The organism is Mesorhizobium sp. RCAM 05104 (assembly GCF_059683645.1).
The window spans coordinates 1,771,588-1,783,961 of record NZ_CM185033.1; the positions used below are offsets into that span (position 1 = coordinate 1,771,588).

Annotated in this window: 12 protein-coding genes; 4 read left to right on the plus strand and 8 right to left on the minus strand. The window is 60.1% G+C overall.

Translation table 11 applies throughout. The features are described from left to right. Positions 1-9 precede the first annotated feature (9 nt). The 3 genes from AC56QP_RS08925 (at position 10) to AC56QP_RS08935 (ending at position 3,661) form a co-directional block, all read left to right on the plus strand. Entirely contained in the window at positions 10-897 is an 888-nt protein-coding gene (locus AC56QP_RS08925; RefSeq protein WP_489860036.1) for an ABC transporter permease, read from the plus strand. Between the two features lie 11 nt (positions 898-908). Beyond that, positions 909-2,231 (plus strand): NAD(P)/FAD-dependent oxidoreductase, encoded by a 1,323-nt coding sequence (locus tag AC56QP_RS08930; RefSeq protein WP_489860035.1) that lies wholly within the window; start codon positions 909-911, stop codon positions 2,229-2,231. A gap of 839 nt (positions 2,232-3,070) precedes the next feature. Next, positions 3,071-3,661: a flavodoxin family protein gene (locus AC56QP_RS08935; RefSeq protein WP_489860034.1), complete on the plus strand. Its 591-nt coding sequence runs from the start codon at positions 3,071-3,073 to the stop codon at positions 3,659-3,661. A 444-nt stretch (positions 3,662-4,105) separates the two neighbouring features. Here AC56QP_RS08935 and AC56QP_RS08940 read toward each other — a convergent pair whose 3' ends face one another. Next, positions 4,106-5,506, minus strand: coding sequence for a phospholipase D family protein (locus AC56QP_RS08940; protein ID WP_489860033.1), 1,401 nt, complete (start codon positions 5,504-5,506; stop codon positions 4,106-4,108). A gap of 283 nt (positions 5,507-5,789) precedes the next feature. On the opposite strand from AC56QP_RS08940, the gene AC56QP_RS08945 reads away from it, so the two are divergent. After that, positions 5,790-5,993 carry a CsbD family protein gene (locus AC56QP_RS08945; protein ID WP_489860032.1) on the plus strand — a complete coding sequence of 68 codons (204 nt, stop codon included), beginning with the start codon at positions 5,790-5,792 and terminating at the stop codon, positions 5,991-5,993. Positions 5,994-6,426: 433 nt separating this feature from the next. Here AC56QP_RS08945 and AC56QP_RS08950 read toward each other — a convergent pair whose 3' ends face one another. The 7 genes from AC56QP_RS08950 to AC56QP_RS08980 form a co-directional block, all read right to left on the minus strand. Then, entirely contained in the window at positions 6,427-6,666 is a 240-nt protein-coding gene (locus AC56QP_RS08950; RefSeq protein WP_489860031.1) for a hypothetical protein, read from the minus strand. Between the two features lie 673 nt (positions 6,667-7,339). Then, complete coding sequence (locus tag AC56QP_RS08955; protein WP_489860030.1) at positions 7,340-7,537, minus strand: hypothetical protein; 198 nt, start codon at positions 7,535-7,537, stop codon at positions 7,340-7,342. Between the two features lie 213 nt (positions 7,538-7,750). Beyond that, complete coding sequence (locus AC56QP_RS08960; protein WP_489860029.1) at positions 7,751-8,131, minus strand: low affinity iron permease family protein; 381 nt, start codon at positions 8,129-8,131, stop codon at positions 7,751-7,753. Positions 8,132-8,655: 524 nt separating this feature from the next. After that, positions 8,656-9,741 (minus strand): sensor histidine kinase, encoded by a 1,086-nt coding sequence (locus AC56QP_RS08965; protein ID WP_497100604.1) that lies wholly within the window; start codon positions 9,739-9,741, stop codon positions 8,656-8,658. Positions 9,742-9,918: 177 nt separating this feature from the next. Then, positions 9,919-10,863 carry a 3,5-dioxohexanoate:acetyl-CoA acetone transferase gene (kce, locus tag AC56QP_RS08970; RefSeq protein WP_489860028.1) on the minus strand — a complete coding sequence of 315 codons (945 nt, stop codon included), beginning with the start codon at positions 10,861-10,863 and terminating at the stop codon, positions 9,919-9,921. Next, on the minus strand, positions 10,860-11,807 hold the full coding sequence (locus AC56QP_RS08975; protein WP_489860027.1) for a 3-hydroxyacyl-CoA dehydrogenase NAD-binding domain-containing protein: 948 nt from the start codon (positions 11,805-11,807) through the stop codon (positions 10,860-10,862). Before AC56QP_RS08975 ends, kce begins: the two co-directional genes overlap by 4 nt. A 15-nt stretch (positions 11,808-11,822) precedes the next feature. After that, on the minus strand, positions 11,823-12,353 hold the full coding sequence (locus tag AC56QP_RS08980) for a cupin domain-containing protein (protein WP_489860026.1): 531 nt from the start codon (positions 12,351-12,353) through the stop codon (positions 11,823-11,825). Between the last annotated feature and the right edge of the window lie 21 nt (positions 12,354-12,374).

A 12,374-nucleotide genomic window follows, 5' to 3' on the forward strand; every position in this document is an offset into this window, starting at 1 on the left:
AACGAAGCGATGACCCAGTCGGATTTCCTTGTCCCCACCCACGCCCGGCAACGCTGGTGGCATAGCCGCGCCGTACGCCGATTTGCCCGTCATCGACTGGCGATGTTCGGCCTGGTGATGATCATCGTGCTGGTGCTGGCCTGCGTCTTCGGACCCTTGCTGCTGCCGTTTGACGATCTCTACATCGACCTGCGTGGCCGATTCTCGCCACCGTTCACGGGCTATCATTTCTTCGGCACCGATCCGCTTGGCCGCGACATCGCGGCGCGCCTCTTCATGGCCGGCCGCATTTCGCTCCTGGTCGGCTTCGCCGCAATGGTTATCAGCACGGTCTTCGGCACCGTGCTGGGGATCGCCGCCGGCTTCTTCGGCGGCCGCATCGGCACGGTGCTGATGCGTTTCGTCGACGCGACGCTGTCCTTCCCCAACATCTTCCTGCTGCTGGCGATGGCGGCGTTCATCAAACCCAGCCCGATCATGATCACGCTGATCATCGCGGCAACGAGCTGGATGGAAATCGCGCGCATCGTCGAGGCGGAAGTGCGTTCGCTGCGCGAACGCGACTTCATCGTCGCCGCCCGCATGCTCGGGCTCAGCAACAGCCACATCATGTTTCGCGAGCTGTTGCCCAATGCGATCGGCCCGATCATCGTCGCGGCCACGCTTACCGTTGCCCGCGCCATCCTTCTGGAAGCCTATGTCAGCTTCCTCGGCTACGGCATCCAGCCTCCGCTGCCGAGCTGGGGCAACATGCTGAACGGCGCCCAGCAATATCTCGACAGCGCGCCGTGGCTGGCAATCGTTCCTGGTGCCGCCATCACGCTGGCGGTCACCAGTTTCAACTTTATCGGCGATGGGTTGCGCGACGCGCTCGACGCACGAAGCGACATGCTGTGAGGCCGCCCGGAATGGCAAGGTTTTCACCGTTTGAAGTCTCGCTCTGGTATGCGACCGCGCCGCCGCCGCCAGAGAGCAGCCCGCTGCAAGGGCGCAGGCGGGCGGACGTCTGCATCGTCGGCGGCGGCTACACCGGGTTGACCACCGCGCTCGATCTCGCCGGTGACGGCATAGATGTGGTTCTGCTCGAAGCCCAGGAGATCGGCTTCGGCGGGTCGGGCCGTAATGCAGGCCACTGCACGCCAACCTTCACCCACTATAGCCTGCCCGAACTGCGTGCCATGCTGGGCGAACCGTGGGCCGAAAGGCTGATCGCCCGGCAGACAGGGGCAAACAGACAAGTCGCGGGGATGATAGAGCGCTACGGCATCGATTGCGAATGGCAACAGAACGGCTACGTCATGGGCGCGCTGACGCCAGGCGCAGTCGCCAAGCTGGAGGCAAAGGCGCAGCAGTACAATGCGGTCGGCGCCAAGACGCGGGTGCTCGACAAACAGGCGACCGAGGAAATCACCGGCAGCCCGCGATACCATGGCGGCTGGTTTCATTCCGAGGCCGGTCACCTCAATCCACTGGGATACGCAAGAGGTCTGGCCCGCGCCGTGATGCAGGAAGGTGGCACAGTCCACACGGGGTCTCCGGTCCGCGACGTCGTGCGGCAGGATGGTGCCTGGGCAGTGCACGCCGGCGAAGGAACCGTTGTCGCCGACAAGGTCATCTTTGCGACCGGCGCCTACACCGTCGACGGATGGCCCGGCCTCGACCAGACCTACAAGATCCAGAGGGTGTTCGTAGCCGCCACCCAACCGCTGGCCGCCAGCGAGCGCCAAACCATCCTGCCGCGCAATACGACGATGCATGACGGCCGCGGCGACATCTTCGTCTACAAGTACAATGCAAAGGGACGCATCGTCGCCTCGATGTTCCCGATGGGCCGCCGCGGACGGGACATGGCCTTCACACACCGCCTCATGTCCGATCGCCTGCGCTGGCTTCATCCGCAGCTCGGCAGCGACTTGAAATGGGAGTATTTCTGGTTCGGCGAGTTGGACATGCAGAAGCGTACCATCCCGCGATTCTATCAACTCGCGCCGGGCGTCGTCGCGCTGACAGGGTTATCCGGTCGCGGCGTGCCGACCGGAAGCATGCTCGGCGGCATACTCGGCGAATGGGCGAAGGGGGTCCCGGAAAAAGACCTATCGCTGAAGCTCGAACCACTTCGGCGGGCGCCCTTCTTCATGTCGTTCGCCCCAACCGCAATGTTGCGATACTATCGCGTCTCGGACTGGCTGCGGGCAAAGACGAGCGGGGCTCAACTCCCACCGCACGCCTAAGCCAAGAACGAATGGCTCGGGCTGAGTACCGCAGTGGTTGAAGGGCGTAGCGAACCTGTCCGGGGCCGCTGTCGGGTACTCTAGGAGTACGCTACTCAGCAGGCCACAATGCGGCCAGCTTGAGCAATTCCAGGAAAAGTGTGAAACGGTTTTCCCCGGGAAAAGCGCACAGCGCTTTCCCTTGGGAGTTTGCGTCAAAACAAAGAGTTAGACTAGAGTTAGATGCTTCTTTGATCATTGCTTGATGAACACACCCGCGTAGGTTTGGCCAGCAAGTGTAACGGGTCCGGCCAGGGTTCCGTCGGGCAGCATCACAAGACTGACGTCCGCGCCGTTCGGGGGCCCCAAGAATCAATATCTTCCGAGCGTTTGCTATCGCCTGCAGGCCTCCCTGCTCCCACTCGATTGTTTTAATGGCGTATAGCTCGTTGAAATTGTTGCCAAATAATTTCTTTGAGCTACGAAAAGTCCGAAGCCAGGATCGCCAAAAAATTACGCTTTTGATTTTAAAGAGAAAATCGCCGCGAAAAATATCTTGAGGTTTCGCCAACCATCAGGGTCAATCGGACGAAGCTGCAACCTACGACGTCTCGCGGTGCGCATGTGCCGCCTCGAAAAGTACATCCGGGGGTCAATATTGGACGCCGATAACCGAGGTGCGCAACCCCGAGCAGCCTCGACGGATCGGATCAGCTCACCGACCTTGGGGGGCAACATTGTGATCCGGAAAATTCACAGGTAAAGAGTATCGTCGACTTTGAAGCCATCGGTAGGGATACTCAAAACTTCGCCCCGTGCCATTCGGTATCGAGCTGTCACGCCTTACTAGGGATCCCCACATGGACAAAGCGACGACCATCATTGGAATAGACTGCAGCCCACGCGCGTCCAGTAACTCAGCGCGGATGCTCGGCGAGGTTTTTCGCTCGCTCGAGAGAGATCGGCGGGTCAAGGTCGTGGAACAGGTGCGTCTGGCCGATGAGCGTATCGACTGTCTCGGGTGCGAGCAGTGTTATCAAACGTTCGGATACCACGGCGACGGGATCGATCGTGTTCTGTCACTCATGAAAGAGTCGGACGTGATTCTGATGGCTACTCCCACCTGCTTCGGAATGCCGCCGGCCCTAGGCGTCGTCTTGCTCGACAGATCGGATCCCCTGTGGCGCGACGGACAACAGCTCAAAGGAAAACTCGGAGCGGTAATCGTCAACGGCGCCACCGATCCCGCGGACGATCCGAGTGTGCGCCTATGCGCGGACAACATGATCAAGTTTTTCGAACAGCACGAGATGCCCTCCGTCCAGCCGGTCCATCTGGGGGGAACGCTCGCGTATCCCGAGCAACGGTTTCCGGACCCGCTCCCCGCCGGGACGATGGGCGTTCTCGAGCAATTGGCTGACGAGATCCGGCAGTGGGTCGGAAGCAGGTGATACCGGCACATCTCTTCCCTCCTCGCGTGGTGAGAGACGAGGGGCCCAAACATGGCCAATCTTCCCACCCGACTTTCGGAACACCTGAGTCTCGGCCAGTTACCGCTTTGCGTCCTGAAATCGGGCCGTCGAAGGGCTTTATCTCCCGAGTCGTTTCGTCACCTGTCTCCGACCCCGAACAGCTCTTCCTTTCGGCAGACCTCACCGAGCGGCTTCGTGATTTCGTCGCGCCTGAACCCCAACCCGCTGAACCGCCCAGATGCGCAACCCCGAGCAGCATCGACGGATCGGATCGGATCAGCTCACCGACCTTAGGGGGTCAATATTGCACGCCGATAAGGGGTCAATCTTCAACGCCGTTTGACAGTGGGCCGGGAGGATGTTCTAGGAACCTTGATCTTTGCCCTCCCAACCAGCCCGCGCATCCGGGATTCGCGTTGCTGCCTAGAGTTGGGACTCGATTGGAAGATGGCGGACCAGAGCCGCCAGGATGCGGCGAAAAATCCCTGCTTCTGGTTCGTGCGTATAGTTTTGCAGCCTGCCTTCATCGCACCCATGCCAGTGCAGGACGTTGTTCTTCAGTTCGAGCCGATAGCTCGCTTCAGGCGATATCTCCGATTTGAATTGCTGGCGGAGTTCAGCGGCCAATGTCTCATCTTCAAAAAGCACGCCCATTTCCGCATTCAACGACACGGACCGCGGATCGAAATTGAAGGAGCCGACGAAACCCGTCCTGCCATCGACACTGAAGGCTTTGGTGTGCAGGCTGGCGCCCTTGGACCCAAACACCGAGATTGCCGGCTGCCGGCTGAAGGGCTGAAGCTCGAAAAGTTTGATGCCATTTCTGAGCAACCGCTTGCGATAATTCGCATAGGCGCCATGGACCGCGGCAACATCTGTAGCCGCCAACGAGTTGGTCAAAACCGCGACTTCCACCCCGTCGCCAACGAGGTCGGACAAAATCTTGGAGCCCCTCTTGCCAGGGATGAAATAGGGGGACACGATTTCCACGCAATGGCGCGCCGACTGAATGATGGGAAGCAACTCCTTCATCAGCCAACTGCGACGTCTCCAACCGCGCACCTTCTCTGGAGGGTCGGAAATCACCCGAACGCGTTCCATCCAGTGCACGTCGTTGCTCGCCGCGATAAACTCGGCGATGGACCCTCGATCACCGATCCCGTTCAAAAGCTTTGACTCGGTTTCCGCATCGTTTCCTTCGAAGGAATGGACATGCGTGGTTTCCGCCATCGCACCGAGCTCATCAATTGGCTTGGCTTCCTGGCACGCCCAAAAGGTCTCGAAAATTTTGGCGGTTTGCTGCACGGCGGGACCGAGAAGAAGCAAGTCGAGGTCGCGGAAATTGGTTTCCGCGGCATCAAAATAGGCATCGCCAACGTTACGCCCGCCAACGATGGCGATGTTGTCGTCGGCAATCCACGCCTTGTTGTGCATCCTTCGTGTCAATGCAAAAAGGCGCAAGAGAACTTCCACGCCGCGCATGATGCCGCGTGCCCTGATGCCGCTCGGGTTGAACAGCTTGAGCTCAATGTTTGGATGATTGCTCAAAGCCAAATACGCGGAATCGCTTTTGCGCGGATTGACGTCATCGAGGAGCATCCGTACGTGCACGCCGCGCTGGGCGGCCCGGAAAACTTCCTGAAGGAGCAAGCGCCCGGTATGGTCGTCGTGCCAAAGGTAATACATGAGGTCGAGAGAGCGGATTGCGCTTCTTGCCGCCAAAACACGCGCCGCGAAGGCATCACAATTGTCCGAGATGAGCAGGAGGCCACTCTTGCCCGTCTTGATTTTCTCGGCCGTCGTTTGCGCGATGGAGATATCCATGAAGTGGCCACTTTCGGAGGGCGATCGAGGCGCCGCTTGCTTAAAATCATATCAAGAACCAACCAGCGCTAATCTGGTTGCATCGGGAGCTGTTCGGCTCTTGTCCGCGATCACGTCATGGGCGTCGGTGGGCCGCTGTCAGGTTGCGGTCGCGGTGCTTCCGCGCGGACTAGCGCCAGCCTTCCTCGGCGCCGGAGCGCGTCAAGCGAACAGAAAACCCTCCCTGGAACCTCCATCGCCGGACGACGTTTCGCCTTGTGTGAAACCAAGGAGGCGATACGCCATGGACTGGAACCGCGTCGAAGGAAACTGGAAGCAGGTCAAGGGCAAGGTCAAGGAACAGTGGGGCAAACTCACTGACGACGACCTCGACCGCATCGCCGGCAAACGCGAACAGCTCGAAGGCAAGATCCAGGAACGCTACGGCATCGAAAAGGATCGAGTGCGTCGGGATATCGATGACTGGTATGGCCGGCAAGGTTGGTAAGGCCCACCCGGAACTCGGCAATGTGACTGCGCCATTCTGAGCCAAACGTCAGACGAAACTCGTGGCAGATCGTTTTGTCTGACGTTCTTGCGGCCAAGACCGCTGCAACTGTCCAGGTGAGAAATTCGAAATGGCGTTGGTTGTCGGGCTCGTATTCGCATTGGTCATTTTGGTTTTGGTGCTCTCGTCATTCGGGGGGCGCGCGACCTCCAAAGCTCGCCTTTGTTTCATCGATTATGTCGCCGGCTGAGTGGAGACTATTGACGGAATTTCGGCTTAATCGACCACGGTATGCAGCGAGTGAAGACCGCTGTTCCAACAATGGCACCATTGGCGGGAGGGGCTGGTTTAACCAGCTATGCCGGCACGCAATCCGCGCGGTGCCGACCTTCTGAACCCTTGCGAGACGCAACGCCCTTCGCAAGCCTCGTGGCTAGCTTTTCGACTCACCAGCAGCCGCAACCATGGCAGTAACCCGCTGGGCATGCTCCGTTGCGATCTTCAGCAGAGTTGCAGCAGTTTCCTGGGGCTTCCACCCCTGGGCTTCTGAAGCGGTCACCAATTCCGCGAACGCGGTTTCCAGGGCGACTTCACAGTTGACCTCTCGATCGGGGCTGCCCTCTGGCAATATCGGTGGTTCAACGGTTTGAGACATGCACACAAAGACGCTCATGGATCAAAGGTTCCAGGCCGGTGTTAATATGAGCCTTGCTTGACATCTCAAGGGAAACCTCCGCCTCTGGCGGAAGCGGCCGATCTGGTCTTGCGGCCCGACCGAGCTGGCTCGTGCCGCTCCGGCCAGGTCAGGCGACCCGCAGCGTTCCCTTGCCGCCACGTTTGAGAACCAATGTCGAGGCCTCGGTGGCAGGCATTGCCTTGCCGAAATGGTAGCCTTGCCCGATCTCGCAGCCGGCCTCGTTCAACTCGAATGGTTACGCAAATATCGCGCGCAAGGTATAAACTATGCGGGAATCGGAGATTGTACGGTCCAGGAAGCGATCGATGACGCATCGACAAAAACACCCGCCGCCCCATTCACGGCAGCGGCGGGTCGACCTAGGTTTTTGGACCCGATCTTCGCCAGGCGAAACGAGGGGGAATCGCCTGTCGCAAGCACCAACCCTTTCGTCTCACTAATGTTCCGAGAGATGGTGGATTGAGCGGCGAGCCATGCCGTCTTGCCGACAGGATTACGGCAGCACTGTGCGAGCGTGCGCGAAACCCATGTCTGCAACAGCCGCTGCTGCAGCGGTGCTGCATTTGCCTGCGCCGGGCCAAGCCCTGCCGCCGCATTGTTTCTGCCTTGCGCACTGCGGCGATGGCGACGGGCATGGAATGATCATGCATCAAACAGACCGGTGGGCACGCGGCCTATTGTCGGATTTATCAGTACGCGGGTTGCCAGCGGATGCTTCCGCCGAAAGCCGCTGCTCCCGCAGCCGCGCCGTTTTGGCGTTGCGAATTTCACGCTCTGCCTCGATCGCCAGTTTTGACTCGCGATCGGCTCGTTCCAACCGTTCTCTATCGACACGTCGTTGGGTCATGAAAACTCCATCGGCCAGAAGACCTCATGAATTCCGAACGGGCAAAAATGTTCCATACATCCATGCGTAGACGACGCGCTCCTGGTAATTTTTTCGGCCCAGCCATTGTCGGTACCGTGGAGTTGCAGGCTTAAGCCGCCGTTCTTTCCTCAACGCACCACGGCACGATACCTGGCGTCGTCCGCAGGCACCTGACGACGAAGCGATCGGGAATTATGACGCTGGGGTCGGAGGGGCGCCAAGTCGCGCGTCCGGCATCAAGGCGCTTGCCTCCGCCGCCTCTTTTTCCAGCCTGTCCAACTTTGCCCGAATCTCCTTTGGATCGGCGTGCTCCAGACCGACCACGTCGTTTCTGGCTTCGTTGAGAGCGACTATGAGCTCATCAAGCTTCGCATGGATGGCCGCGGTGTCTCGGTACCCCTGGATAAGGACCACGCCTGTAATCACGATGGCCGCTACCGACAGCGCATAGGTGATTACATTCGTTAACCCGAACGGCACCAGAGCGGTACACGCCGCCATCGCGACAATCATGACGTAGAAGCCTGGCGGACGAGACAGAAAATCGGCTGTCACGAAAAGAAACCGGTTCATTGTGGCCGGCCTCCTTCCCGATGTTGCCGAACCTCGCAATCGCGACGACGACCAATTGCAGACATCCGTCTATGCCCCCAGCGTGAAGAGGGCGAGCAAGGCGGTGATAGCGACACAGACAGGCACTGCCAGCAGCAAGCCTGCTTCTAGAAATCGGGTCTCTTTGTTCGTTAACATCAGAGATAACCTCATGCATTTCGATGACAGGAAATCTCTCAGCGCCGAATGAGTTCCATTGCCAGTCCTGCGATCCGGACAGCCCACGAATGGCAGGCCAGGACAAAGGTGTGACGGCGCACGGTCGTCCATTCGTGCCGGATCAGCCCCCAAAGCGCCGACGAGCCAAAGGGCGGAAACATTTCGGACGCACATTTATTCGAGAGGGTTCGATGCACATGGCAAGACATCGCCACTCGCCGGCATTTTCGGTTACCGTGTCGAATCCCTGGTCAAACCAAACGCGGCCGATCCTGGAGAACATTTCGGGCCGGCTGGCACCTAATTGCCGCCGTTACCGCCGACCGTCAGACAGTCGCGGCAGCGGAACGCCGGAACATGATCGTCACCTTGGTGCCTTCGCCTGCGCTTGAACTGACATCGAATTCGGCCTTGGCGTTCTCCGTCAGCGAATGCGCGATGAGCGCGCCCAGCTTCCCGCGCTTGGGCCATGTCTCGCCTTCCGGCAGGCCGATGCCGTCGTCGGCTACGATGATGCGGCAGCCGTCGCCAGCAACAGTGCTGTGCAGGGTGATGGTGCCGCCCTCGCGCCCGCGAAAGGCGTGCTTTAGCGCGTTGGTCAGCAATTCATTCACCACCAGCCCTGTCGGCATCGCGACATTGATCGAGACCGGATAGGTATCGACTTTCATGTCAAGGCGAATGCCTTCGACCGCATGCGAGTTCATCACGGCGGACGCGATCTGGCTGAGATACACGCCGAGATCGACCTCGTCCTTGTGATCGTCACCTGACAGTGTCTGGTAGAGGATCGCCAGCGCGTCCACGCGGCCCGCCAGCCGCTCGAAACGCTTTTGATCCGGCTCGGTCGCGTTGCGCGTTTCGAGGCGGATCAGGGCAGTGATCATTTGTAGATTGTTCTTCACCCGATGCTGCAACTCGCGCAGCAGCGTGTCCTTTTCTCGGACCCGCTCTTCCACGGACTGCGCATCCTCAGTCTCGCCATGCTGTGAGACATCGACCATCGCTACCAGCCGGAAGCAGACCTCACCGTTGTCGTTCTCGATGACATTCGAATAGACGTCGACGATCGCAGGTTTCCCCTTGGCCCGGTCTAGCCGGAACGTGCCGACGAAATCTGTTTCTTGGACCACGGCGTCGAACAGTGGACGATCTTGCTGCCGATGCAGGCCGGTTCCTGAAAGGGCCCCCCAATGTTCGCGAGCAAGCTTTGCCGCCTTCAAACCCGACAGTTTCTCGAATTCCGGATTGGCATAGACGACGCGCTCCTTGGCGCCCAGGTCCGAGACGGCAATGGCAATCGGCACCTGGTCAAGGAACTTCTTGAATTGTTCGCTTTCCAGCGCGCTGGCAAGGTCGGGGGTATCGAGCAATTGCTCGACCGCATCGGCCTTCTCGGAATCGGATGTCATCGGCGGAGGCCTGCGTTCTATTCGGTAGCTACCAGTATCAGCGATACCAGCAACCCGCCATGCCAAAGCTGGAAGCGGACATCGCAATATACCGCGATCACCTTGTCGATGCGTGGTCCCGTGACCGCGCCAGGCAGGCTCGATTGTGCGACCGTCCGTTGCGGAAATGGCTTTGTCTCAGGCACCGCCCTGGATCGCGACCCGGTCCCTGCCCTTGAGCTTGAGAAGGTCCCTGACTTCGCCCGGCGTCGCGACCGGCAAACCAAGGTTTTCGATGATCGTCCGGATCTTGGTCACCTGCTGTGCGTTGGAGAGGGCGAGTTGACCTCGCTCGATGTAGAGGCTGTCCTCAAGGCCGACACGGACATGGCCGCCCCGCATCGCCGCTTCGGTCGCGAAAGGAATCTGGCTTCGGCCCGCCGCCAGGACCGACCATTGGCAGGCTTCGCCGAAGAGGCGGTCTGCCGTCGCCTTCATGAACGCGAGATTCTCCCATTCCGCGCCGATTCCGCCCAGCACGCCAAAAATGGTCTGTAGGAGAAAAGGCGGCTCCACCAGCTTGCGATCGACGAAGTGGGCGAGGTTATAAAGGTGTCCCACGTCATAGCATTCGTGTTCGAAACGCGTGCCATGCTCCTTGCCGAGGAGTTCTATGATGCGTTCTATGTCCCTGAACGTGTTGCGAAAGATAAAGTCCTGCGTACCGCGCAGGTAGGGCTGCTCCCACTCATGCAGCCAGGGGTGCCGGCGTTCGGCGAGCGGGAAAATTCCGAAATTCATCGAACCCATGTTCAAGGAACACATTTCCGGCCTGAAACGCAGCGGGGCCTCGAGCCGTTGGTCGACGGTCATGGTCAGTCCGCCACCGGTGGTAAGGTTGATGACCGCGTCCGTCGTTTCGTGGATCCGGGGCAGGAACTTCGCGTAGACGTCCGGGTCCGGGGTGGGTCGACCCGTTTCAGGGTCGCGCGCATGAAGATGAAGGATAGCCGCCCCGGCCTCCGCCGCTTCGATGGCCGATGCGGCGATCTGGTCCGGCGTGATCGGCAGGTATGGCGACATGCTCGGTGTGTGGATGGCTCCGGTGATCGCGCAACTGATGATAACCTTCGGCGACGTCATGACCCGATTCCCTCCGCTTGTGGGGTCGACCGCGCGATCAGGAGCGCTTGCAATCGTCGATCGCGGTCCGCGGCAATTTCGGCGACGTTTCGTCCCGCCACCGCTTTGTCCACCGCTTCCACAACGAGGGCCTGCAGGGCGAGGTCGAGGATCGGCTCGCCAAGTTCCGCCCACAGGCGCTGCTGAAGGGGAGCGAACTGCTGCATGAAGCCGCGAATGCCGTTTCGCCCGCCGGCAAGGTGGTAGGTGAGGAACGGACCCATCAGCGCCCACCGCAAACCTGGCCCTTCCGTGACCGCCCTGTCGATGTCTTCGGCCGACGCCACGCCACTCTCAAGCAGATGGATCGCCTCGCGAAAAATCGCCGCCTGAAGCCGGTTGGCGACGTGACCGTAGATCTCCCTGTTGAGCCGTATCGTTGCCTTGCCCAGCCGGCTGTACAAACGCTCGGCAAGGTCGATGGCCCACTCCTCGGTCTGCTCGCCGCCGGCAAGTTCCACCAGGGGGATGAGGTGGGGTGGATTGAAGGGATGGCCTAGAACGACGCGCTGCGGCCGCGTGCAGGCGTTTTGTATGGCCGTGATGGATATCGCCGAGGTGCTGGATGCGATCACGACGTCAGGTCTGACGACCGCGTCGATCTGCGAGAGCAGAACGACCTTCTCAGGTTCGCGCTCGATGGCGTTTTCCTGCACGAAATCCGCATCACGACAACAGTCTTCCAAGCTTGCGGAAAAGCGGAGCACGCCCTTGCGAGACGCCTTGCCGCCACGATCGAGCGACGGCAGGGTCTGGTTTACTCCGGAGCGCAACGCGGCCTCCGCTTCCGGACGCACATCCGTTGCCGTCACGTCGAAACCGTTGGCCAGAAACAGGGCCGCCCAGCTGATGCCGATGGTCCCCGTACCAACAACGGCGATATGGCGGATCTCGTCAGCATTCACGGCTGTGTCCCCTTCTCAGCGTTCGTATTGGGCGTCGACGAGCACGGCCAGAAGAAGCGCGTCCTCGGTGCCGCGATTGACCCAGGCATGGTTGGTGCCGCGCTGGACGACCACGTCGAATGGCTTGAGGTCGCGCTCCTCCTTGTCCAGCACGAGCGTGATCTGGCCGGACAGCAGCACGATGTAGTCGGTGGTTGGTGAGCGATGCATGGTTTCATGCCGCGAGGTGTCCGGCTGGAGGTGTGCCGAGCCCATCGCCGCGAACCAGTCCCGAGCCGACTTTTCTCGTTCGGCCGGTGACAAATGGGCGGATTCGGATTCTGGCGCGATCTGGAAGTATCGGAAGACGGTACCGCCCGGCGGCGGCTCGATACCGCGCGATCGTCTTGCAAGATCCTCGGGGGTCTTGTGATCGTGCCGTCCGGGCTCGGTCCGCCAAAGTTCAGTGAGCACCGTGATCGTATGATCGGCGATCCCGTCGAAAAGAACCTCCGATTTGCCGCTCGCGTCGTCCGCCGTGACGATCCGCCTGACCTGCTTGAGCATACTGTCCTCCTCCTGTTGGAT